This window comes from Streptomyces cyslabdanicus (assembly GCF_052663305.1).
In genome coordinates this window covers 1-24,227 of record NZ_JBQRUW010000035.1, presented here as the reverse complement: position 1 = coordinate 24,227, position 24,227 = coordinate 1, and the positions used below count along the sequence as shown (strand labels likewise).

General features: G+C 72.2%; 17 protein-coding genes. 1 reads left to right on the top strand and 16 read right to left on the bottom strand.

Annotated features, from left to right (window positions below; all coding sequences use genetic code 11):
• Positions 1-3: 3 nt before the first annotated feature.
• The 7 genes from ACTYVM_RS20595 to ACTYVM_RS20565 form a co-directional block, all read right to left on the bottom strand.
• On the bottom strand, positions 4-1,125 hold the full coding sequence (locus ACTYVM_RS20595) for an ABC transporter substrate-binding protein (RefSeq protein ID WP_445527318.1): 1,122 nt from the start codon (positions 1,123-1,125) through the stop codon (positions 4-6).
• 136 nt (positions 1,126-1,261) lie between these two features.
• Positions 1,262-1,858: a helix-turn-helix domain-containing protein gene (locus ACTYVM_RS20590; RefSeq protein WP_445527317.1), complete on the bottom strand. Its 597-nt coding sequence runs from the start codon at positions 1,856-1,858 to the stop codon at positions 1,262-1,264.
• A gap of 135 nt (positions 1,859-1,993) precedes the next feature.
• Positions 1,994-3,217, bottom strand: coding sequence for an arginine deiminase (locus ACTYVM_RS20585; protein WP_400026880.1), 1,224 nt, complete (start codon positions 3,215-3,217; stop codon positions 1,994-1,996).
• 79 nt (positions 3,218-3,296) lie between these two features.
• On the bottom strand, positions 3,297-5,051 hold the full coding sequence (locus ACTYVM_RS20580; RefSeq protein WP_445527316.1) for an aKG-HExxH-type peptide beta-hydroxylase: 1,755 nt from the start codon (positions 5,049-5,051) through the stop codon (positions 3,297-3,299).
• Positions 5,052-5,124: 73 nt separating this feature from the next.
• Positions 5,125-5,361, bottom strand: a complete 237-nt coding sequence (locus ACTYVM_RS20575) for a hypothetical protein (RefSeq protein WP_445527315.1) — start codon at positions 5,359-5,361, stop codon at positions 5,125-5,127.
• Between the two features lie 108 nt (positions 5,362-5,469).
• The gene (locus tag ACTYVM_RS20570) at positions 5,470-6,579 is read right to left on the bottom strand and encodes an effector-associated domain 2-containing protein (protein ID WP_445527314.1); all 1,110 of its coding nucleotides are present in this window, start codon (positions 6,577-6,579) and stop codon (positions 5,470-5,472) included.
• Positions 6,576-7,769: an RBBP9/YdeN family alpha/beta hydrolase gene (locus ACTYVM_RS20565; protein ID WP_445527313.1), complete on the bottom strand. Its 1,194-nt coding sequence runs from the start codon at positions 7,767-7,769 to the stop codon at positions 6,576-6,578. Before ACTYVM_RS20565 ends, ACTYVM_RS20570 begins: the two co-directional genes overlap by 4 nt.
• Positions 7,770-7,952: 183 nt before the next feature.
• On the opposite strand from ACTYVM_RS20565, the gene ACTYVM_RS20560 reads away from it, so the two are divergent.
• Positions 7,953-9,278, top strand: coding sequence for a cation:proton antiporter (locus tag ACTYVM_RS20560; protein WP_445527312.1), 1,326 nt, complete (start codon positions 7,953-7,955; stop codon positions 9,276-9,278).
• Between the two features lie 171 nt (positions 9,279-9,449).
• Here the strand turns inward: ACTYVM_RS20560 and fxsT are convergent, their stop codons facing one another.
• The 9 genes from fxsT to ACTYVM_RS20515 form a co-directional block, all read right to left on the bottom strand.
• Positions 9,450-14,075 (bottom strand): FxSxx-COOH system tetratricopeptide repeat protein, encoded by a 4,626-nt coding sequence (fxsT, locus tag ACTYVM_RS20555; protein WP_445527311.1) that lies wholly within the window; start codon positions 14,073-14,075, stop codon positions 9,450-9,452.
• Positions 14,076-15,197, bottom strand: coding sequence for an AAA family ATPase (locus ACTYVM_RS20550; RefSeq protein WP_445527310.1), 1,122 nt, complete (start codon positions 15,195-15,197; stop codon positions 14,076-14,078).
• Complete coding sequence (locus tag ACTYVM_RS20545; RefSeq protein ID WP_445527309.1) at positions 15,194-16,741, bottom strand: VMAP-C domain-containing protein; 1,548 nt, start codon at positions 16,739-16,741, stop codon at positions 15,194-15,196. Before ACTYVM_RS20545 ends, ACTYVM_RS20550 begins: the two co-directional genes overlap by 4 nt.
• Positions 16,742-16,925: 184 nt before the next feature.
• Positions 16,926-19,550 carry a polynucleotide kinase-phosphatase gene (locus ACTYVM_RS20540; RefSeq protein WP_445527308.1) on the bottom strand — a complete coding sequence of 875 codons (2,625 nt, stop codon included), beginning with the start codon at positions 19,548-19,550 and terminating at the stop codon, positions 16,926-16,928.
• Positions 19,547-21,031 carry a 3' terminal RNA ribose 2'-O-methyltransferase Hen1 gene (locus ACTYVM_RS20535; RefSeq protein WP_445527307.1) on the bottom strand — a complete coding sequence of 495 codons (1,485 nt, stop codon included), beginning with the start codon at positions 21,029-21,031 and terminating at the stop codon, positions 19,547-19,549. Before ACTYVM_RS20535 ends, ACTYVM_RS20540 begins: the two co-directional genes overlap by 4 nt.
• A gap of 238 nt (positions 21,032-21,269) precedes the next feature.
• Positions 21,270-22,193, bottom strand: a complete 924-nt coding sequence (locus ACTYVM_RS20530; protein ID WP_445527306.1) for an LLM class F420-dependent oxidoreductase — start codon at positions 22,191-22,193, stop codon at positions 21,270-21,272.
• Between the two features lie 42 nt (positions 22,194-22,235).
• A complete protein-coding gene (locus ACTYVM_RS20525) occupies positions 22,236-22,742 on the bottom strand; it encodes a DUF6099 family protein (protein ID WP_445527369.1) in 507 nt (168 codons plus the stop codon).
• Between the two features lie 181 nt (positions 22,743-22,923).
• Complete coding sequence (locus ACTYVM_RS20520; protein WP_445527305.1) at positions 22,924-23,319, bottom strand: nucleotide pyrophosphohydrolase; 396 nt, start codon at positions 23,317-23,319, stop codon at positions 22,924-22,926.
• 49 nt (positions 23,320-23,368) lie between these two features.
• Positions 23,369-23,758 (bottom strand): cell division protein SepF, encoded by a 390-nt coding sequence (locus ACTYVM_RS20515; protein ID WP_445527304.1) that lies wholly within the window; start codon positions 23,756-23,758, stop codon positions 23,369-23,371.
• Positions 23,759-24,227: the final 469 nt, after the last annotated feature.

Here is a 24,227-nt window from a genome sequence, read left to right as displayed (position 1 = left end):
GGGTTACCGCGCCAGCCAGTCGGACCACTTCTGGATGATCTGCTCCTGGTTCTTCGCCCACCAGGTGTTGTCGATGTCGAGCGCCTGCGCCTGCCGCTCCGGCGTGGTGGTCAGGTACTGCGTGGCGAGCGTGTCGAGCTTGGGCTTGGCGTCGGTGTTGATCGGCGAGTACGACGTCAGCTCGGTGAGCTTGGCCTGCTGGTCGGCGCCCAGGTAGTAGTTGATGAGCGCCATGGCGGCCTTGGGGTTCCTGGCGCCGACGGGCACGGCGAGGGAATCGGAGACCGGCAGGAACTGGTTCCACTGCGGGGCGAAGTGGGCGCCGTTCTTGACCGCCGAGTAGGCGCGGCCGGACCACACCATCGCCATGGAGACCTCACCGGACTCCAGTAGTTGCTGGGAGCGGGCGCCGGTGTCCCAGAAGACCAGCGAGGAGCGGACGCTCGTCAGCTTCTTCAGGGCCCGGTCGACGTCCAGCGGGTACAGCCGGTCGGGAGCGACCCCGTCGGAGATCAGCGCCGCTTCCAGCGCTCCGGGGGCCGCGTCCGAGGCGAAGCCGGGGATCGCGCGCTTGCCGGGGTACTTCTTGGTGTCGAGGAAGTCCGCCCAGTCCTTCGGCGGGTTGTCGCCGAACTTCTTCTTGTCGTACATCAGGACGACGCCGTAACTCATGGCCGGTACGGAGCACTTGTCCTCCGTGCCCTTGGGCAGCTTGGAGGTGTCGACGATGTCCTTGTCGAGCGGCATGAACATCTTGCCGCACTGGCGCTTGGCCCAGAGCGTGTCGGCGTCCACCACGTCCCAGGTGATGTTCTTGGCGTCGACCTGGGCCTTGACCTTGGTGTAGTCGGTGGGACCGTCCGAGAGCACCTTCGCCCCCGACTCGGTGGCGAACGGCTTGACGGCGGCGGTCTCCTGACCGTCCTGGTAGATGCCGCCGTAGGAGGCGAAGGTGAGGGTGACGCCGTCGAGCGCGCCCTTCTTCACCTGGCCGGCCACGGCCGGTCCGGGGCCGAGGTCGACGTCGGCGGCGGCCGGGCCGGTACCGGCGCAGCCGGTGAGGGTCAGCAGCAGGGCGCCGGCGGCAGCGGCACACCCGAGGACTTTACGTGATATTCCGGGCATTACTGTCTCCGAGAAGGGACGGCGAAGAGACACTGGGGCTCAAAGGGCACACAGCGCCGAACGGAAGAACGGCAGAACGAAGGGGCGCGTGGCGCGCTGCGGGGTGGGTGAGGGGGAGGGGTGCGGCGGGAGGGGATCAGTCCGGAGTCGGCGGGCTGATGATCCAGAGGATTTCGGCGGGCTCCTCGTGACTGTTGACCACACGGTGCGGCACCGAGGAGCGGTATTCGATGCTGTCACCGGCCGCCAGGTCGTGGGCCTGACCGTCGAGTTCGACCCGCACGGCTCCCCTGACCACCAGAAGGATCTCCTGGGAGTCGCCATGGGTGTAGGCGTCGTCTCCCGTGGAGGTCCCCGGGTCGAACTCGCCCGCGTACACCTCCAGATGACTGAGCGGGCGCTGCGAGATGAGGAACTTGCGGCTCCCCGGGGCGGTCTGCAGCATCGGACGGTCGGCCCGCCGCACCACCCTCGGACCCGGCGCGCTGTCCTGGTCGAACAGGTCGGCCACGGTGAGGCCGAGCGCCGCGGCGATCCGCCGCAACATGCCGATGGAGGCGTTCGCCTGCCCGCGTTCCAGCTGGCTGAGGAACCCGGGGCTGGCCTGGGCGGCCTCCCCCAGGGCCCGCAGGGACATCCGCCGCATCGTCCGGTACTCCCGGACACGGACCCCCAACGCCGCGTCGGCGGCGGCGTCGGCGTCGGAGGGGTCCGGCAATGAGCGATCAGTCATGAGTGAACACCTGATGCGTCTTCAGCGAACACTTTGTTCGCTGACGTGATACGGACCGTACGCTCAGGTGACCAGGCACACAACCCTCTCCTTGCGACGTCACCGGAACGTGATCCCGTCACGGACTGGACGGCGTCAGACGGCGTCCCGCTCGACCGGGCAGCTCATGCAGCGCGGGCCGCCCCTGCCCCGGCCCAGTTCGCTGCCGCGGATCTCGATGACCTCGATGCCCTGCTTGCGCAGGTGGGTGTTGGTGGTGGCGTTGCGCTCGTAGGCGACGACGACGCCGGGCTCGACGGCGAGCACGTTGCAGCCGTCGTCCCACTGCTCACGCTCGGCCGCGTGCACGTCCTGGGTGGCGGTCAGGACCCGGATCTCGCTGAGCCCCAGCGCGGCCGCGATCGCGCGGTGCATGTGCTCCGCGGGATGGTCGGTGACCTTCAACTCCTTGTCGCTGGAGCCGGGTTCGATGGTGTACGAGCGGAGCATGCCGAGCCCGGCGTACTGGGTGAAGGTGTCGCCGTCGATCATGGTCATCACGGTGTCGAGGTGCATCACGGCACGCCGCTTGGGCATGTCGAGCGCGACGATCGTCCGGGCCGATCCGGCGGCGAACAGCTTGTGCGCGAGCATCTCCACGGCCTGCGGCGTGGTGCGCTCGCTCATGCCGATGAGCACGGCGCCGTTGCCGATCACGAGCACGTCCCCGCCCTCGATGGTGGACGGGTAGTCCGCCTGCCCCTCGGACCACACGTGGAAGGTCTCGCCTTGGAACAGGGGGTGGTAGCGGTAGATCGCCTCGAAGTGGACGGTCTCGCGCTGCCGGGCAGGCCAGCGCATGGCGTTGATGGACACGCCGTCGTAGATCCAGGCGGAGGTGTCGCGGGTGAAGAGGTGGTTGGGCAGCGGGCCGAGCAGGAAGTCGTCCAGCTCCATGGCGTGGAAGCGCACCGACGTCGGCTCCGCGTGGGCGGCCAGGAACTCCCGCTTGGTCATGCCGCCGACGAGAGCCTCGACCAGTTCTGCGGCGGAGAGGGTCTCGAAGGCCGCCCGCAGGTGATCGGTGGCGAGCGGTCCGTACTCCTTCTCGTCGAAGACGCGGTCCAGGACGAGCGAGCGGGCCGACGGGATCTCCATCGCCTCGGTCAGCAGATCGCCGAAGAGGTGCACGGCGACCCCGCGGTCGCGCAGCACGTCGGCGAACCCGTCGTGCTCGGCACGCGCCCGGCGCACCCACAGCACGTCGTCGAAGAGGAGGGCGTCCTTGTTGCTGGGGGTGAGCCTTTTGAGCTCGAGATCGGGTCGGTGCAGGATGACGCGGCGCAGCCGCCCGGCCTCGGAGTCGACATGGAATCCCATGCTTCCATCCTGGCCAACGAAGTCCGCTTTCACCCTCCCGGCCTCCGTTTCCCGCGCCCTGCTGTGCGCGTGGTGCCGCTCAGCCGGTGGGTGACGGCTGGAGCAGTTCCGGCCGGGCCAGCATCCGGCGGGCCGCACGGTCCCGGCCGAGGGCGGCGCGGGCGACGATCCAGCCAGCCAAGTTGTGCGGTTCGGCCGGATCCCGGGCGAGCGCGTCGGTGTATCCGGCGAGAGCCGTCGCCGGGTCGCCGGCCGCGAGGTACTCGTCGGGGGTGCGGGGAACCGCGGGGCGGACGGCGAAGGCAAGCGTGCGTACGTCCGGCCAGAAGGTACGGTCCGCACGGGGCCGGAGCACGGGCTCCGTGGCCGGGCCGGCCCCGGCACCCTGTGCGGAACGCCGCGACGGGGCCGGCGCAGCGACGTTGCGCAGCCGCCATTCCGTACGGTGCAGGGCCGCGGCCGTACGGGCGCGGCCGAGCGCGGCCGCAGGCACGGGTTCACGCAGCCAGCCGTCCAGGGTGCGGGCGAGTCCCGAGACGAGGGCGTGGCCCTGGGCGGTCAGGCGGCCACTGGTCAGCAGCGTGCGCACGACCATCCGGCTCTGGGTGCGGCGCAGGGCGAAGTGATAGCCGGCCGTCCCGGCCTGCCCGGGGTGCTGGGCGGCGTTCAGACGGTCCCGCCAGAAGCCCGCGACGCCGGTGAACGCGTAAGCGCCGTGCAGCAGGCCGGTGAGGTGGCGGGGATCGGCGCGCCAGGGGGCGTAGTAGCGCTCCTCGCGGTCGTCGTCGAGCAGCGGGAAGAGGTGGATCAGGGCGGCGAGCTTGCTGTGCTGGAACTCGTGCACCAGTGTCTCGGCCAGCGCGAGCGCGGCGGCGGGACGGGCGACCACCATGCCGCCGTAGGAGTCACCGCTGGAGGCCGACACCAGCGTGGTCAGTGGGTCGGAGGGCGCGGGGCCGGTGCGGCCGAACGGCACGACGGCCCGGATCGCTGCCGGGTCGATCCGCCCGGCTCCGGTCCCGCCCGGCACGGCGAGCAGCGCGGCGGCCTCGTCGAACAGGCGCTGCCACGTCGTGGCCTCCGCCGCTGTCAGCCGGGCCGGCGGCAGGGGGTCGTCGAGGTCGCGGTAGGGCCCGAGGTCGTCCAGGGGGATGGCGACGGCTCCGGCGGGGCCGCGGTGGGTGAGGGTGCGCAGGGGCGTCCAGCCGTCCCGGTCGTCCCTGGACACCGCCTCGGCGCCCGGCCCGCCTCGTAGCGGCACCGTGGCCGGACGGCAGGTCAGGGATGTGGGGCTGCCGTCGTGTCCCGGAGCCGTGAGGGTGAGTTCTCCCGCGCGGGTGCGGGCCAGGCCGACCGCCGGCTCTTGTCGCGCGGCCCGGAGGCGGGCCAGCCCCAGGCCGGGCAGGAACAGACCGCCGTCGGTGAGTGCGACCCGCAGGACGGCGTCGGTGCCGGCGCACACGGAGGCCGCGATCGCCAGGGCGTTGAGGTGGCCCGCCTCCACCCACAGCGGTGGGCCGGTCGCGGTGCCGTGCGTGCGGCGCAGCAGGTGGGCGATCCAGGCGCCGGTCGCCGGGGCGAGGAGCAGTCGGTCGACCGGCCCCGGCGCCCGCTCCGCCGCCTCCTTCAGCACCCGCCATGCCTCGGCCGCGGGGGTCAACGGGGTGGGAAGCGCCCCGACGTGGTCCAGGAGCGTGCGCAGGAGCAGCAGCCGACGCGCCCGCTCCCCGCGTGCGAGGAAGGCGACGGCCTGCGCGGAGCCGCCGCCGGCGGCCAGTTCCGCGAACAGGTCGGCGGGCATGCGGAAGGTGGCCTGGTGCTGCTCACTCGACATGCGCGGGTGACCTCCAGTCGGGGGTGGTCATACGGAGCCGCGGCACGGCACGTCCGGCAGCGCGGGCGGGCGGTCATTCGGCCCGCCCGGTCGGCTCGCCACCTCCTCTGAAGCTGCCGCGGGCGCGCAGGACCTCTTCGAGCAGGCGTGCGCCGGGGCGCAGCGGGGCGAGACCGTCCACGGCGGTCAGGGGCAGGGCAGCGAGGTTCGCCAGATCCGACTGCCAGTCCTCGGCGCCTGGCGCGCGGGCGGCGGCTTCGACGATATCCGGAGCGGGCGGCTGGTCCAAGGTGCGTCCCCCTTCTCGCACGGTGGCACTCGATGCCCCGTACTTCTTTCCATCATGGCCATTCCGACCCATGTCGAAAACCGTACGATCACGCCACCCGATCACTTCGGTATTGTTCGACCGCTTTGTCTAGGCAGCCAATTCCCGGAAAGCCTGGGCGAGTTCCTCCTTGCGTTCCGGATCGTCATCGACGGACACCACGATGTCGAACAGGTCCCACAGGGCTTTGGGGCGGCGCCGGGCGAGCCCGTTGAGAATGTTGACGGCGTCCGTGCGGGCCTTGGTGTGACGGGCCAGCGTCCCCGTGATGGAAGGGTCCAACGCGGCGACCACCGACTGCCGTTCGGCCGGGTCGTTCATCAGCGGATAGGCCAGCAGGGCCTCCACGGCCCGCTGGAGCAAGGCGGCCGGACGGCGCGGCGGGGCCGGTGCGGGCGCGGGCAGGATCTCGGTGCGTTCGGGGCTCTGCAGCCGGATCTCAGGGTGTTGCAGAGTCCGGCCCTCGCCCCTGAGGGCCGCGACGCGTTCCCGGACGGCGGAAAACAGTTCGTCCGGCTCGGGAGGCGCGGGCAGGACGCCGGCCCGGTCGGCCAGCAGGGCGAGCAGGACGTCGGAGAAGAGCCCGGTGCGGCGTACGGGGTCGTTGGCGGCGGCCAGGCCCCGGCCCGCGGCACGCAGCACGGTCTGCCGGTGGGCGAGGCTGCGCCGCCCGACGGGCAGGGCATCGGGCGGCAGCGCCTCGCGGAAGCCGAGCGCCTCCTCGAAGGTCTCGCAGGCGTCGACCACCCACAGTTGTTCGCCGAACGCGGGCACGGCGTCCCCGGCGTACCGGGTGAGCGCGGAGTCCAGATCGATGCCCAGTTTGTCGGCGACGGTGGCGTCCGCGCAGAACAGCCGGAGGTGGCCGGCGCGGTCCAGGACCCCGTGCCCGCCCCACCACACCCACAGGACGTCGCCCTGCCGGGCCGGCAGGTCCCGCACGAGGAGGCGGCGCAGCGTGGCGTGGTCGGCGCCCGAGTACGGCACGTCGGGCTCGTACGGCGGCAACGGGGCGAGGTGGAGGTGCAGTTGGGTCTCGGGAACCCCCGCCGCGCGCAGCAGCCGGTGAAATCGCACGGCGTCACGGGCCGGGCCCGGCAGGTCCCAGGCGACGCCGGCGTCGTAGGCCTCGATGCCGACGATCAGGGCGTGCACACGAGCCGGGTCGACCCGCGGGGCGAGCGGCGCCGGGCCCGTCACGGCAGTCGCTCCACTATGTGCCGGTAGACCGCGCGGTTGGCCCAGTAGGCGCTGTGCGCGGCAGGGAAGGGCTGGCGGCTGTCGACGGCCACGTCGGTGACGCGGCCCGGGAAGACACCCGCCCCGACGTAGCCCAGCAGGTCGCGGGGGTCGTAGAGGTTCAGCCAGTCGGGGACGTGCGGCGGCAGGGGCGCGGGGTGATCGAGGGAGGGCAGGGAGCCGGACTCGTACAGGAAGGGGCCCTGGGAGCCTGCCGTGACGAGCAGACGGACCGCGGGCAGCGGGGCGGAGACCAGCGTGTCCAGCGCGATGATGCCGCCGAGGCTGTGTCCGACCAGGGCGACGGGCGGCTCCAGTCCGGCGACCAGGGCACGCAGGTCGGCACGGACGGCCGCGCCGCGGCTGAGGTAGCGCAGGACGTCTCCGGCGGCCGGGTGGGCTGCCTCCGTGAGGGCGCGCCTGCGGCGCACGACGACACGCGAGGCGGCCGAGCCCGCTGTGTGCAGCAGCAGGGAGCGCAGCCCGCGCTCCGTACCCTCGGGCGGCGCGCCGAGCGTTTCGGCCAGCCGGGCGGTGACGGCGTCACGGGTGTCGCCGTCCGGGATCAGGGGGGAGTCGGCGTCGAGCAGGTCGGCGACGACGCACGCGGTCAGGCTGCGGGCGGCGAGCGTCGCGAGGTCGCCCGGGTCGACGGTGGCGGCGGCGCGGCCAAGAAGCGGGTGTGCCGCCAGCCGGCCGGCGGCACGGGCCAGGCCGGGGCCCAGCTCGGCCGCGGGCGCGTCACCTTGGGCGGCGAGCGCGGACAGCCGGGACTGGAGCCCTTGTTCCGGCGGTACGGAGCCGGGCGGGAGTTCGGCGGCGGGCACGGCGCCCGCCGCGGCCAGGGCGAGTTCGGCGTACGGGTCGGCATACAGGGCGGCCCAGGCGGCGGCCGTCCCCTCCGCGTCGTCCTCGTCGTTCTCGCCGTCCGGCTGCCCCGGAGACTCGGCGAGGCCGCGGGTGGTGCCCGCCCCGGCCGGCAGGCTCACCCCGCCCGCGGCGAGCGTGGCGCCGTGCGTGCCGCCCCAGTAGTAGGGCACGATGCGAAGTCCGTCGCGCAGCGCGCTCAGCCCGGCCGCCACGCGCCCCGCCAGCGCGGAGAAGCCCGGCTCACGGACCCCGGTGCCGTGGATGAAGACGACCGCCGTCATGTGCCCCCCGTGACACCCGTGCTGTGGTGTGTACGACTGCCAGTGCTACGCCAAGTTACCAGTATCATACGGAGGTTGAGATCAGCGCTCGATCGAGCAGACGTGCGAGGCCCGCACCTGGACCGCATCCCGGCCCCGACCGTGGCCGGCGGACAACTAAGGGACGCCATGAGCCCTGATGCGATGATCATGCATTTGGTGGGAGCCTCGGCTCTGATCCTGGTCGCCGCCCACTCGGCGGGCTACGTGGCGCGACGGCTCAAACAGCCCTATATCGTGGGGCAGTTGGCAGCCGGCATCGCACTCGGCCCCTCACTGCTGGGCAGTGTGGCACCCGATACGAGCAAGGTGCTCTTCCCTCAGGAGATCGGTCCGGCACTGACCGGGTTCGCGCAGTTCGCCCTTGTGGTCTTCCTGTTCGAGGTGGGCTACGAACTGGACCTGCACCTGCTGGGCAGCCGGGCGCGTTCGGCCGTGATCGTGGCGGTGGCGTCGTTCGTGGTACCGATGGCCGTGGGCAGCGGCTGTGCTCTGCTGTTCCAGGAGCAGTTTCGTGATGTGGGCATGCCCCGTCACCTCAGCCCGGCCACGGTGGTGTTCGCGGGCGTGGCGCTGTCGATAACCGCGGTGCCGGTGCTGACGGCGATTGTGCGTGAGAACGGGCTGGCCCGCACGGTACCCGGGGTGGTGGCGGTCTCTGCGGCCGGGCTGCTCGACGTGGTCGGCTGGACCGTACTGGCCGGGGTCCTGATGCACGACGACGGGAAGCAGTCGCTCGGATGGCAGTGGCGAGTGGTGCTCGCCGCGAGCTTCGTCGCGCTGATGCTGGTGGCGGCCCGTCCGTTGCTGCGTCGGCTGCTGTGGCGCACGCACATGGAGCCCTCGCTACGGCTCGCCCTGCTCATCGGCTTCGCCCTGGGCTCGGCCTGGGTGACGCACTCCCTCGGACTGCACGTCATCTTCGGTGCGCTGCTCGCGGGGGTCGTGGTGCCGCGCGAGCGGGGCAGCACGCTGGACCCGGACCTCGTGCGGCCCCTGCACGAGGTCAGCTCGCTGCTCCTGCCGTTCTTCTTCGTCACCTCCGGTCAGGCCGTCGCCGTGGACGGCCTGGATGGCACGGGCTGGCTCACGCTGGCGGTGGTCACGGTGCTGGCGATCGCGACGAAGACCGGTAGCGGAACGGTGGCCGCGAGGCTGGGCGGCCTGGGCCGGGACGACGCACGGACGGTCGGGGTGCTGATGAGCACGCGTGGCCTGACGGAGTTGATCGCACTGAACGCGGGTTTCCAGGCGGGTCTGCTGAGCCGGCCCCTCTACTCGGTGTTGGTCTTGATGGCGCTGGCCACGACCCTGCTCACCCAGCCGCTCCTGACCATGGTCCGCCATCTCGCCGAACGCCCCAGGGTCACCAGGGCGACCCTCCCGGACGAATCCCTCACCCCCCGTGTGCCCCACCATCCTCAGGAGGACGACGGCACACCGAACGTGCCCGGCACGAACGTCGGCTGACGAGCTGTCGGCGGTCCCGGACGACACCACCCGAGCCGCCGCAGCACGACTACCCGGGCGCTCACCCCTCGGACAGCGATGCGCAGTCCGGTCGGCTGGTGCCCGGGCACCGGGACGACAGGCCGGAAGGCTGACGCCGGGGCCCCTCCTCCGAGCGGCGTGTGGTGCCTGCTACAGCGGCACCGGGGCCATGTCGCACTCCACGCGGCGACGCTGGTCGGCCGCCTTCAGCCAGGGATGGTCGGAAGGGACGATCCCGGACAGGGCGTCCATCGCCTTGCGCCGCGTCTCCTCCGCCTCGGCCCCTCGGCCCAGCCCGCGCAGGTCGAGAGAGAGATTCGCCATGCAGGACAGGGTCAGCGGGTGAGTCTCGCCCGCGACGTCCGCGAGCCGCGGCAAGTTGGCCTCGTCGATCCGGTGGGCCTGCTCGAAGTCCAGGCGGGCGTACGCCGTATTGGCCCGGCCGATGCCGACGGTCAGCGTCAACACGTGCTCTGCGCCCACCGTCGCCGTCAGCCGGCGCTCCGCCTCGTCCTCCAGTTCCTCGGCGGCCTCCAGGGCGCCGATCGCCCGCATGGTGGCGGCCAGATTGGCCTTGGTCAGCAGCGTGAACGCGTGGTCCGGACCGAGCCGCTCCACATAGCGCTGAGCAGCCTCCTCGCCCTGCACCCGGGAGCCCTCGACGTCCCCGGTGAGTCGCAGGTCGACGGACAGGTTGCTCGCGGTGGACAGCGAGTCGGCGTGGTCCCGCCCGTAGCGGGCGACGAAGCTTTGCAGCGCCTCCTCGGAAAGCTCGGCGGCCTCTCGCAACGCCCCGGCGCGTCGCCGACAGACCGCGAGGTTGCGGGCAATGCGCAGGGTGAGCGGGTGTTCCTCACCGAAGGCCGAACGTGCCCGCCGGTACACGTCCTCCTGGAAGTCGCGGGCGCCGATGTAGTCGCCGCTCTCCCGGATGTCGGCGGCGAGACCGTTGAGCGCGTTGAGGGTCAGGAAGCTGTCCGCCCCGAACTGCAGTTCGCGCTGCCGCACGTTTTCCTGGTCCAGGGGCAGCGCCTCCCTGAACCGGCCGCACAACCGCAGGTCGACGCACCAGCTGTGGGTGGCCCGCAGCGTGATCGTGTCCTCCGCGCCGAACCGTGACCGGGCCAGCCCGGTGGCCTCCTCGCCCAACGCCCGGGCCTCATCGAAGCGCCCCTGGTAGCGACGGGCGTCCGCCAGTTCCACGATGGAGTCGATCAGATGCTCGAGCTCGACGTCAGCGTTGCGGGAGACCTCAAGCGCCGCCTCGTTCAACGGGACGGACTCCGCGATGTCGCCGAGCACGCGCAGCGTGAACGCGAGGTGCCTCGCCACGCGGATGACGTCGATGTCCTCCTCTCCGGAGGCCGCGAGCCAGGCGTTGTAGGCCTGCCGGGCAAGCGCCGCGGCACCCGCGTGGTCGCCCCAGTAGTAGAGGAACAGCGAGGTCTCGAAAACGAGTTCGCGGACCCATTTGTCGGCGCTCGTCACGGCCTGCGAGGTGAGCACGTGAGGCAGCAGCTCCTGGTAGGCGCGCCATTCGAGGGGCAAGGAGGGCTGGCCCGGCTTGGCCGCGGACAGCAGCTGGTGGGCCGCCTCCCGCATGGCCCGGCGTTCCTCGGCGCTCAGCTTGGCCAGGAGCACCGTCTGCAGCAGGCGGTGCATCTGCAGCGTGTTGGAGCGTGGGTCGACCCGGACCAGGGAGAACTGGGTGAGGTCGCGGATGGCGCGGTTCAGTTTGATCGGCTCGCGCAGCAGCGGGTCCACCTCGGGCGTGATACTCACCCCGCGGCTGCCGCGCAGCATGGACCGGGGAATGGGCTCGGGCGCCATGCTGGCGCAGATGTCCAGCAACTGCCGGGCACCCGGGTTCCGGTCCTGGACATCATCAAGTGAGATGTCCCAGGCAGCGGCGACGGAGACCGGGTAGTCGGGGGCCGGGTCGAGTTCGAGGATCTCCGGGCGGCGCTGCGCGAGCAGGTCGAGGTAATCGTCGACCTGCATGCCGGAGACCGCTCGCCAGGCGCCCGCCTGCTCGACCGCGAGCGGGAGGTCACCGAGGGCGTCGGCCAGCCGGTCCGCTTCCTGCGTGGTGAGGTCGGGCGAGCGCTTCCGCAGCAGCTCGATCGACTCCCCGCGCTCGAAGACGTTCACCGGCAGCGGGGTGGCCACCCGTTCCCAGGCGCGGTTGCGAGAGGTGACGATCACCTTGCCGGGCCCGTTGCTCGGGAAGTACTTGCGCACCACTTCGATCTGCTCGGCGTTGTCGAAGACGAGGAGCCAGTTGTCGTAGGGCGCCCCCGTACGCAGCGCCTCCAGGACGGCGGGCACCGCGGTGTTGGCGGTGGGAGTACTGCCGTCCTGTCCTGCCGGGGCGAGTCCGAGCTGCGCCGCCAGCTGGGACAGCGAGGTCAGGATGAGACTCTCCCGCTCGGCGGCGATCCAGCAGATCACCTTGTAGTCGTGCTGGTGGGTGTAGACGTACTCGAGTGCCAGCTGCGACTTGCCGACGCCGCCCAGCCCGTGCAGCGCGTGGGGCAGCACGGCGGCCGTGTCCTGGGCTGCGAGCTGCTCCTCCACGGTACTGAGCAGCGCCTGGCGGCCGACGAACGAGTTGTTCCGCATGGGAACGTTCACCATACGAGCGGCCGGCCTCGCGGTCGTGGTGGGCTGCATGGACTGCTGGGCCTCCGAGGTTTCGTGTTCGGACGTTTCGGTTACCGGGCTCGCCACGGTCTCTCCAGGTGATTCAGGGGCGTTCGACGCTGGATCACTGCCTTCTCCACCGTCTTCCAAGACCCCTGCGGCCGACCGGTTCACCTCAGCGGGCGTACCGGAGAGCAATCCGGCACCTGCTCGTTCGGCCGTACGGGTTGGTGCGGGCGCGAGCCGGGAGATCAGGTTCGGTTCGATGCGTTTGGCACGTTCGGAGTACGGCCCCGAAAGCGCCCGCATCACGGCGAGTTCACTGCGCGCCCACCCGCGCTCCGCCGGGTCGGGCAGTCTGGTCCCACCGGGGTCGCGCAGCGCGGCGCGCAGAGCGACACCCCTCTCGCCCGCGGCGGGCAGATCGCCCACCAGGCTGACGGTACGGGCAAGTTGGCTGCGGGTTGTGGTGGCGAGCAGTGCTTCGCGGATGCCGTCGGCGAACTCGGGGCGACCCTCACCACCGCTGTCCCAGTCGATCAGGCCGCCCATCAGGATCTCGGCGAGATGGTCGGGGCCGGTCTCCGGCATGGCGCGTCGCCGCAGTTGTTCCACGAGTTCGAACTCGAAGGGAACCGCTGCCAGTTGGGTGGCGAGGCGGCGCGCGGCCGGGGTCGCGAGCGTGAAGAAGCGGCGGACCGCGGCGGCGGCCGCGCGGGGGAAGCGCGGAGCGCGCAGTCCGGGTGCGGGCGAGCCCTTGGTGAGGGTGCCGGCCAGGACGACGGGCAGCTCGCGGCGCACTCCGCGTTCTGAGGTGACGAGGTCGGCCCAGGCGGCGAGGGAACCGGGCTTCAGCGACAGCACCGGTACGGGGACGGAGCCGTCGCCGGTGTCGGGCAGCGGCCGCAGCGGGTCGGGGCCGCCGGGCGGCGCCCAGTGTCCCAGGCTGTCATTGGGGGCACCGAACCCGCCGCCCTCCAGGACCGCCTGGTAGGGGTACAGCGAGGTGCGGTGGCGCAGATGGGGTGGCAGGAGGTGGACCAAGGCCGTCGGGCCGGAGTGCGCCAGGCGGCCGAGGAGTTCGTCAGCGGTGGCGGCGGCCCAGCCGTGGGCCAGTCCGTCGGTGACGACGAGGAAGACGCGGCCGCCGCGCCCGTCGAGCAACTCGGAGGGGTCGGCGGCGGCCCGGCCGGTGCCCCGGCGCAGGGTGGCGGCACCAGTGCGCGGCACGTCCACCGCGACGGTGCGCACGGCCCGGAAGGCTCCGCTGTACTCGGCGGCCTCCGCGAGGCGGACGACGGTGTCCTCCCAGACCCGCATGGTGGGAGCGCTGTCGGTGAGCAGCACCAGGTCGAAGCCCGAGGTGCGGGCGGGCCGCAGGAAGGGCATCCACAGGCCGTCGACGACCCCTCGCTCGGCGGTGGTCTCCTCGTCCAGTTCCAAGGTGTCGCGGGACGGGATGCGGCGGGCCAGCCGGTGCAGGGCGCGAGCGAGCAGGGCCGTGCGGCGGCCGGTGCCCGAGTGGGCCTGTTCGGCCCCGGGAAGCAGCGGCGGGCCCATGTGCAGCGTGAGGCAGCCGTCGGGGTCGGGTAACAGGTTCTCCGGGTCCGGCGGCACGGCCGGCGGAGCGTGAAAGGGGACACCGGCACCGCGCGGTCCGGTACGGACGGTCGGCTCGTCGGCCCCGGTCCGCACGCCGGGGACGCCGCCTCGGTCCTGGGAGCCCGCGCCCGCGAGCGCCGCGTCCTGGGCGGAGGACCGGTCAACGGCCGTGCGGGACGACTCCGGCTCCCGTTGGTCCCCGGCCGCCTCCGGGCCAGTCGTGAACGGGTGGGTGCGGCCGTCGGCGGGACCTCGCACGCCCGTGCCCTCCTGAGTGGCGGGACGGCTGTGCCGGGCCCAGTGGGCGGCGAGCCAGACGGCGTCGGCGAGTTCCTGCCAGTGCGGCCCGGAGTGTTCCCCGGAGAGCGACCGCGCGCCGGTGTACGGGTCTGGTCCCCGGACAGCCCGATCGGCGGCGACGTACTCGCTCGCTTGCCTGGCGGGCTCGGGGAACGCCGAAGGAGGCGACGTCCCCGATACGGGGTAGCCGTCGCCGGGTCCGGATGCGCGCTCCTGGGGGAAGCCGGTCATTCAGCGGCCCTTCGCGAGGTCGCGGAGGAGCATTTCCACGAGCTTACGCCCATCACCATCGGCCTGAAAACCACCCGCCGTAGTCATCTGGACAGCGTTGAGCAACTGATCCACGGAGTGGGTTCCGCCCGCCTGGACCCGCTGGACGTACAGGTCCACCATCTCCTCGGCCCCGGGCGACCGGATCCCCAAGTGCCTCTCGACCATGCCCAGGAGCCGCTCCCTGGAGGGGGCGCGCATCTCCAGGGGGATGCAACGGCGACGGAAGGCGGCCGGGAACTCGCGCTCCCCGTTGCTGGTGATCACCACGACCGGGAACTCCGCACACTCGACATGCCCGCCGCGCACGAGGGCGCGGCCTGAAGGATCGCTGGTGTGGACGTACGCCGCGTCAGCGGCGGCGCGCACCAGCTCGGGGATGTCATAGCTTCCGTTCTCCAGGACGTGCAGCAGGTCGTTCGGTAGATCGATGTCGCTCTTGTCGAGTTCGTCGACAAGGAGGACTCGCGGACGATCGTAGGGCAGCAGCGCGGTACCCAGAGGACCGAGGGTGATGAAGTCACCCAGCTTTGGGAGAAGTTGACGTTCCGTCGCATCGGTCGCCGTGTTGACGGCGGCCTCGGCGCGGTCGGCGTCGCCCGGCTGCTCCTCCCCGGCATCGTCCCGCCGCGCGGGGTCCGTCGAGTGCCGCACCCCGGCCTGCCAGGCGGCGATGGCCTGGGCTCGCCCCATGGCGTCGTGGATGTACAGACCGTCGCGCAGGGTCGTGCGGCTGACGATGCTCCACTCCAGGACGCGCCCCAGCCCGAGTTCCCGGGAGAGCAGATAGGCGAGGGTCGATTTGCCGATGCCCGGCGGCCCAGTGATCAACAGGGGCCTGCGCAGGACCAGGGCCCCGTTGACGATGTCGATCTCGTCCTGCCCGAGTTGCACGCTGTCGTCGTCGCGGCCCAGACGGCGCAGCGCGGCCTCATGGTCGTCCGGGGGCACCTGCTCGGGCGGGCCGCCGCGGAAGCGGCGCCAGGGGGGTGCCGGCGGCAGCCGGGGTGGGCTGTCCGGCGCCCCGCCGGCCGCATGGAACACACGCCAGTCGTCCGGGTGCGCCTGCTCGTTCGCGCTCATGCCGGTGCCTCCTCGGTGGCGAGATCGCCTGTGCCGGTGGTGTGGATGTCGACGACTCGAGTGGGATCGTCCCAAAAAAAACCGATATGTCGGCCAAGCAGGAGGTGCTGACCGCGTGTGTTGAGTTCTGCCTGTCTGCGGAGCCGGTGGATGGCCGTCGGGATCCTGGCCGGCACCGGCACCGACGCGAACACCGCTGTCACCACTTCGCGCCTCTCCTCGGCGAAGCTTCCTCTGCGGTCCCAGACCGCGAGCCCGATCCCTTCGGCGATGGCCGCCTTGAGCGCTGCCAGCGCGCTCTCGCCGGCCGGGGCGTCCAGTACCACGGCCGTATGCCTTGCCTCCCCGGCGAGCGCGGTCTGCCACGCGTCGATCCGCCGGCCGTCCGGTTCGCTCCAGCCGTGCACCGTGACGCCGTTCGTGCGCAGGATCCGCCAGCGCTCCTGCCACTGGTGGCGGACCTGCTCGTCGTCGGTGCGCATCCGTTCCAGGCTTCGGAGGTGCACCCCGTACCTCAGCCCGAGCGGCAATGGCCTGCCGTCACCGATGCGAAGCGTCAGCCCGGCCACATCGTGATTGAGGAGGTCGTACGGCAGGACGAACTCCACGTACGGCGGCTGCTGCCCCCCGCTGCTGCCGGTCTCGTACTGATCCGTCCACAGGCGGGCGCCCTGCCGCAACGAGCGTTCGACGGCGGGCCCGAGGCCCTCCAGGGTTGTGATGACCGGCTCGGCGGGCTGCGGATTCCAGTGGCCGGGCGCGGAGTTGAGCCAGGTCCGTACGACAACGTCCAGGGTGCCGTCCCCGGCCGGCTCGACCGCGACGACCAGACAGCGCGGAATGTCGGGGTCGTTCACCACGGTGGCGCGTTCGGCGCGACGCGCCGCCACCTCGGCCGTGTGCCCGGACCGCGCGGCCCAGTCGTCGACCCATCCGGCCAGCGCCGCGCGGTGGTCGGGGGTCCCGGCGAGCCGGGCCGCCCGGTCCAGCAGGAGCACCGTGGGCGGCAGCTGGTCGGGCTGCGCGTTCCACTCCAGGAGATGCGTGAACAACTGGTCGGGCGAGAGCCCGGTGGGGAGGTCGAGGCCGCCCAGCTCGCCGACCAGCTCGTCACGCAGCCGGACCGAGGGGAGTCCACCCCGGGCCAGGGCGATACGGGCGCTCTTCTCGTCGTCCCGGGACAGAGGGCCGGGCGGTGTCTGGGGCCCCGGAATGGGGGCCGCCGGGGCGATCAGCCGGTCGAGTTCGTCCCCCGCGGCGGCTCCTTCGAGGATGCGGACCACGCCCACCAGCACGTGTTCCCCGCCGGACACGCTCAGCGCCACGCGCACCAGGGTCGCCACGTCCTCGCGCAGTCGCACGCCACGCACGTCGACCTGCCGGTGCAGCTGGTCGCCCAGCACGGCGGCGAACTGCACGCGTCCCTGCGCGTCCTCCATGCAGCCCAGTTCGCACAACGCGTCGGTCAGACGTAAGAGCAGCTCAAGGCCTCGCGCACGCCCGGGATCGTCCTCATGCTCGCCGAACTCCGCGCCTGTCTTCACCGACTTTCCCCCTGAGTCGGTACGTTTGCCGGACCAACCAGCGAAGCTAGCACGGCAACCAGCGGTTAACCAGGGACGGATGGGAACGGAATCCAGCTGTCCGGCCAGGCCCCGCCCAGGGGGCGGCGCCGGCCGGAACCAGCCGCCGGCCGGCACGGCGGCCACCGCCCCGCGGCCGGCCGCCTCACAGACGCGGATCCACCGGCTCCGACTCCAGTGCGAGCACGCCGAACACCGCCTCGTGCACCCGCCACAGCGGTTCGCCGTCGGCCAGGCGGTCCAGGGCCTCAAGACCGAGGGCGTACTCGCGCACCGCCAGGGAGCGCTTGTGGTTCAGGAAGCGGTGGCGCAGGCGGGCGAGGTTGTCCGGGCGGGTGTACTCGGGACCGTAGATGATCCGCAGGTACTCCCGGCCGCGGCACTTGATGCCGGGCTGCACCAGACGGCCCGTCTCGCCGCGCACCAGCGCGCCCAGCGGCTTGACGACCATGCCCTCGCCGCCACGGCCGGTCATCTCCAGCCACCAGTCGACGCCCGCCCGCACCGACTCCGGCTCCGCCACGTCGACGTACAGGCGCCGGGTGGTCTGGAGCAGACCGGTGGCGTCGTGCTCCACGAGCCGGTCGAGCAGCGCCAGTTGCCCGTCGTGCGGCAGTCCGGCCAGGCTGCGGCCCTGCACGGCCAGGATCTGGAACGGTGCCAGGCGGACACCGTCCAGACCGTCGGTCGGCCAGCAGTAACGGCGGTAGGCGGCGGTGAACGCGGCCGCGTCGGCGGCCCGCCCGCGCTGGCGTTCCAGCAGATCCGCCACGTCGGCACCGCGTGCCGCGGCGCCCTCCAGGGCGGCCAGCGCGTCCGGGAACACCGCGCCGGAGGCCGCGCCGACCGCCGCGTACTGCGAGCGCAGCAGCCCGGAGGCCTTCAGCGACCAGGGCATCAGCTCACCGTCGAGCAGCAGCCAGTCGGTGTCCAGCTCCGCCCACAGGCCCGCCTCGGTGACCGCCGTGCGCAGCCGGCCGAGTATCTCCTCGGTGACCGACGGGTCGTCGAAGAAGGGACGGCCGGTGCGGGTGTAGAGGGACCCGGTCGGGCCATCCACGCCGAACCGGGCGCGCGCCGCCTCCGCGTCCCGGCAGACCAGGGCCACCGCCCGCGAGCCCATGTGCTTCTCCTCGCACACGACCCGGGCCACCCCGTCCTCCCGGTACTGGGCGAACGCCTCCCGCGGGTGCTCCAGGTAGCCGTCGACCCCGGAGGTCGCCGTCGGCGCCATGGTGGGCGGCAGGTACGGCAGCAGCCGTGGGTCGACCGCGAAGCGGCTCATGACCTCCAGGGCCGCCGCCGCGTTCTCCTCGCGGACCGCGACCCGCCCGGCGTGCCGGGTCTCCACGGCCCGGCGGCCGTGCACGTCACCGAGGTCCAGCGGACGCCCGTCGTGCCCGCCCGGCGCCTCGGTGCGCAGCGGCCTGGCCGGCTCGTACCAGACCCGCTCGGCCGGTACGTCGACCAGTTCCCGCTCCGGCCAGCGCAGCGCGGTCAGCCTGCCGCCGAACACCGCGCCGGTGTCCAGGCAGATCGTGTTGTTGAGCCAGGTGGCCTCCGGGACCGGGGTGTGGCCGTAGACCACGGCCGCCCGGCCGCGGTAGTCCTCCGCCCACGGATAGCGCACCGGAAGCCCGAACTCGTCCGTCTCCCCGGTGGTGTCGCCGTAGAGCGCGTGCGAGCGCACCCGGCCGGAGGTGCGGCCGTGGTACTTCTCCGGCAGGCCGGCGTGGCTGACCACCAGCCGGCCGCCGTCGAGGACGTAGTGGCTGACCAGGCCGTCGATGAACTCCCGTACCCGCGCCCTGAACTCCTCGCTCTCCCCCTCCATCTGCGCGACGGTCCCGGCGAGTCCGTGGGTGTGCTGGACCTTGCGGCCCTTGAGGTGGCGCCCGTACTTGTTCTCGTGGTTGCCCGGCACGCACAGCGCGTCGCCCGCCTCCACCATGGACATCACCCGGCGCAGCACGCCCGGGCTGTCCGGGCCGCGGTCGACCAGGTCGCCGACGAAGACCGCCGTACGGCCCTCGGGGTGCGTTCCGTCGGTGTAGCCCAACTTGGCGAGGAGCGACTCCAGTTCGGCGGAGCAGCCGTGGATGTCGCCGATGATGTCGAACGGGCCGGTGAGGTGGGTGAGGTCGTTGAAGCGCTTCTCCGTGACGACCGACGCGTTCTCGACCTCCTCGGCTCCGCGCAGCACGTGCACCTTGCGGAAGCCCTCGCGCTCCAGGTGCCGCAGCGAGCGCCGCAGTTCGCGGGTGTGCCGGCGGATCACCCGGCGGGGCATGCCGGCCCGGTCGGCGCGGGCCGCGTTGCGCTCGGCGCACACCTCCTCCGGCACGTCGAGCACGATGGCGATGGGCAGCACGTCGTGGCTCTTCGCCAGGTCGATCAGCTGCCGCCGGGCGTCCTGCTGCACGCTGGTGGCGTCGACGACGGTACGGCGGCCGGCCGCGAGGCGCTTGCCGGCGATGTAGTGCAGCACGTCGAAGGCGTCGCGGGTGGCGCCCTGGTCGTTCTCGTCGTCGGAGACCAGGCCGCGGCAGAAGTCCGAGGAGAGGACCTCGGTGGGCTTGAAGTGGCGCCGGGCGAAGGTGGACTTGCCCGAGCCGGAGGCGCCGACGAGGACGACCAGGGAGAGGTCGGTCACGGGCAGGACGCGTCCTCGTGTGGTGGGGGTCCGTGTCCCGCCCGGTGTGCCGGTCTGTGTGTCGCTCTGTGTCCCGGCCTGCGTCTCGGTCCGTGTCCCGGTCCGTGTCTCGGTCATGCCGCCTTCGCCTCCTTCTCGCCGTCTCTGCTGTCCTTGGTGGCCTTGAGGGTGAACACCGCCATCTGGGTGGGCGGTCCGACCTCGGGGTCGTCGGGGCCGACGGGGCGGAACTCGACGTCGTAGCCGCGGCGTTCGGCCACGGCGTGCGCCCACCGGCCGAACTGCTCGCGGGTCCACTCGAAGCGGTGGTCGCGGTGCCGGACGTGCCCGGCGGGGAGGGTCTCCCAGCGGACGTTGTACTCGACGTTCGGGGTGGTCACGAGGACGGTGCGGGGGCGGGCCGCGCCGAACACCGCGTACTCCAGGGCGGGCAGCCGGGGCAGGTCGAGGTGCTCGATCACCTCGCTCAGCACGGCGGCGTCGTAGCCCTTCAGCTCCTTGTCGGTGTAGACGAGCGAGCCCTGCCGCAACGTGACGCGGGCGGCCTGCCGCTCCCCCATCCGGTCCAGTTTCAGCCGCCGGGCGGCGATGGCGAGGGCCCGTACCGACACGTCGACGCCGACGATCTCCGTGAACCGCGCGTCCCGCAGCAGCGCCTGCACCAACTGGCCCTGCCCGCAGCCGAGGTCGAGGACCCGGGCGGCGCCGCGCTCGTGCAGCGCGGCGACGATCGCGTCCCGCCGCCGCACGGCCAGCGGCGTCGGCCTCTCCTCCGTCTCGGTCTCCGCCGCCACGGCGTTGTCGAGCTCCTCGACCCCGCTGTCGTCGGTCTCGGCCAGCCGCACCAGTTCCAGGCGCTCCATCGCCTGCCGGGTCAGCGACCAGCGGCGCGAGAGGTAGCGGCTGGTGATCAGCTTCTGCTCCGGGTGCGCGGGCAGCCAGCCCTCGCCCGCTCGGAGCAGCTTGTCCACCTCGTCCGGGGCGACCCAGTAGTGCTTGGCGTCGTCGAGGACGGGGAGCAGGACGTAGAGGTGGCGCAGGGCCTGGGCCAGGGTGATCGCCTCCGACTCCAGCACGAGCCGCACGTACCGCGAGTCGCCCCACTCGGGGAACTCCGCGTCCAGCGCGACCGGTTCGGCGGTGACCGTCCAGCCGAGCGGGGCGAACAGACGTTGCACGAGGGCGGGGCCGCCGCGGGCCGGAAGCGCCGGTACCTCGATCCGCAACGGGCGGGGCCGTGCCGGGAGTTCGGGACGCGCGCGGCACACCCCGCGCAGGGCGCTGGAGAAGACGCCGCTCAGCGCCACGGCGAGCAGCGAGGACGCCGCGTAGGGGCGGTCGTTGACGTACTGCGCGAGCGCCGCGTCGGGGGCGCCGCCGCGTCCCTTGCCCTTGCTCCGCCGGACCAGGGCCACGGTGTCGACCTCGAGCAGCAGCGCCGCCGTGCAGCGCCGATCATCCGCCTCCGGGTAGAGGACGTGCGCGGTGCCGTAGGAGGTGGAGAACGCCTGGGCGTTGTCCGGGTGCTTGTGCAGCAGGAAACCGAGGTCGGTCGCCGGGTGTTCGGGGGTACCGGTGGTGGTGATGGTCAGGAACATGCGGAGGGCCTCTCCGGCTGGACGGACGGCTGCGGTGCCGGGTACGCCGAAGCCCCCGAGGACGGTGCTCCCGGGGGCTCGGCAGGACGACGCCCTCACCTTCGCACAGGGGGCCGGACCAGCGCCTTCCAATATTCACCGGCCACCTCCCGTGGCCCGGGGCGCCGTTGACGGGGTGTCGTGTCGCCCGCGCCGCCGGCCCGACTGACCGCAGTGACCGCACCGGGCGCACCGGGCGCTAGGACAGCTGCGACTGCACCTGCGTGGAGATCAGTTCCAGGTGGTCCAGGTCGGACAGGTCGAGGATCTGGAGGTAGATCCGGCTCGCGCCGATCGCGGCGTAGCGGCCGATCTTGTCGACGACCTCGGCCGGGGAGCCTGCCAGGCCGTTGGCCTTCAGTTCGTCGACCTCGCGGCCGATCACGGCGGCACGGCGGGCGACCTCCCGGTCGTCCCGGCCGACGCAGACGACGAGGGCGTTGGAGTACGTCAGGTCGTCGGGGCGCCGGCCGGCCGCCTCCGCGGCGGTCCGGACCCGGCCGAACTGCCGCTCGCTGTCCTCGATCGAGGCGAACGGGACGTTGAACTCGTCGGCGTACTGCGCGGCGAGCCGCGGCGTGCGGGTGGCTCCGAGGCCGCCCACGAGCACCGGGATCTTCGTCTGCGCGGGCTTGGGCAGCGCGGGCGACCCGGTGAGCTCGTAGTAGGTCCCGCGGAAGTCGAAGGTCTTGCCGACCTCGGTCGCCCACATCCCCGTGACGATGGCCAGCTGCTCCTCCAGACGGCCGAACTTCTCCTTCGGGAAGGGGATGCCGTACGCCTGGTGCTCCTCGGCGAACCAGCCCGCTCCCAGGCCCAGTTCGACCCGGCCGCCGGACATCCGGTCCACCTGGGCGACCTGGACGGCGAGCACGCCGGGCAGCCGGAAGGTGGCGGCCGTCATCAGCGTGCCGAGCCGGATGCGCCTGGTCTCGCGGGCGAGTCCGGCGAGGGTGATCCATGCGTCGGTGGGTCCGGGCAGGCCGTCCACGTCGCCCATGTGCAGGAAGTGGTCGGAGCGGAAGAAGGCGTCGAACCCGAGGTCCTCGGTCGCCTTGGCCACGGTGAGCAGGGTGTCGTAGGTCGCGCCCTGCTGGGGCTCGGTGAAGATGCGAAGATCCATGCCCCCATCCTGCACGCCGTCGGACGCGCGGGCGCGGGGGCCTCACCGGGGCCCCCCGCCCTCCCGCCCCCGGTCGGGTGAAATCGCCTCCGGCTCCGGCGGCGCCTCCTCCCGCGCGGCCAGTTTCCGCACCATCTCGCGGATCCGGTCCCGGGATTCGTCCGCCGCGTCGATCGCCTCCATGCACTGCCAGTACATGGCCTCGTCGGCGGCCGAGCTCGCGATGCCGACGAGCGCGATGCCGGCATCGCCGAGCAGGGCGTCCAGGCTCAGCAACGCCTTCCGGGCGTCGTCCAGTTCGGTGAGCCGAGCCGCCCGTAAGTCCTCCGGATCGAGGTCCGGCGCGTCGAGGACCCCGCAGCCCCGGCCCGCCAGTTCGGTCAGCCCCAGTGCCTCGCCCCGTAGTTCGGGCGGTCCGGAGACGGCGAGGCGGCTGCCGATCGCCTGCGCCAGGGCATGCGCCTGCCAGACCTCGGCCAGGATGGCGGGGGCCTCGCCGCCCCCCGCCAGGGCACGCCTGCTCGCCAGGATGAGCCGCACCGCGTCCATGCGCTGCCCCTGTCTGTCCCGACGTGCTGTTCGCACGTCCGCCCGAACTCCCTTGTTCACTACCCAGAGTGAGGGTGCATGGGACGAAAAGCCAGAGGAAGACGGAAATCTGCGGACAACAAATCGGTTTCGGCTGGGTGAACGATTTCGGAGAGTGACGACGGAGGGTGGCCTTCGCCACTCACTCCCCCGATTCCGTCGATTCCCCCGAGCCTCCCAGGTCCCCCGAGTCCGCCGACTTCCCCGGCACCGGAAAACGCCGCTCGTTCCGGTCGATCTTCGCCGCCAGTGCCGCCAGCGGATCGACGCCGAGCACCTCGCACAGTTGCAGCAGATACGCGAGAACGTCCGCGATCTCGTCGCGCACGCGGTGTGCGGTCGTGGGGTCCGCCATGACGCCGGCCGACTCCTCCGGGGTCAGCCACTGGAAGATCTCGACCAGTTCGGAGGCCTCCACGCTGAGCGCGGCGACCAGGTTCTTCGGTGTGTGGTACGGCTGCCAGTCGCGCGCCGCGGCGAACTCCGCCAGCCGCCGCTGCAACCCCGCCAGATCCGGATGCTCGGATTCCTCAGTCACGCCACCAGGTCTACCATCCACGGCTCCCGCACCTTCGCGGCGCCGGGGCTCACCTGCCCGGAACCGCGGCGCCCGGCACGAGTCCGCCCACCTCGGTGCCGGGCGGCGTGAGCAGGAACACGTTGCGGTCGACGCGGTGCATCCCGCTGCCCAGGCCGAAGACGACGCCGGTGCTGAAGTCCAGGACCCGCTTGGCGACCTCGCCCTCGGCGCCGGTGAGGTCGAGGAGGACCGGGATGCCCGCCATCAGGGTCTCGGCGACGTCACGGGCGTCCGCGAACACGTTGACCCGCAGGACGACGAAGCGGCGGCGCGCCTCCGTCGTCGCTTCCGGGGGCACGCGGTGGTCCACCGCGGACGGCCAGGCGTCGCGGCCCCGCAGCGGAACCACCTGGGCGAGCCCCTCCCACTGCTCATCGGTGACGTCCTGACGGTTCACCGGCTCCCCCCGCCCTGTCTCGCTTCCTTCACCTGCACCAGCCAATTCTTACGCCACGTCACCCTTTCGGCCCAACAGCGACACGGTGCGCGACCAGAGGTCCTGAGGGTGTCCGAAAGGGACATCGCCTCGACCGACAGGGTTCGTCCGCAGCGCCCCGCCTGACCGGTTCCTTCCCGAAAGAGGCTTCTTACCGCGTTCACACCGCGCTCTTCACCACGCGCAGCACGCCGCTCACCGGACCTGATTACCGTCGTATGTCGTGCACTTGGCAGAGCAACAGCTGGAGGCACCCGGTCGGCGGACACTGTCGGTGGTGTCCGCCCCGGAACCGGCCGTACGAGTGCCGAATCAGGATGTCCGACTGGCGGCGCCCACAAAGGGGTGAGCGCGCGGAGGCCCGCTTCCGGTGGCCTCCGCGCGCGCTCGCGCCGATCGCGAACCGCCGGTGGGGGGGGGGGGGGGGGGG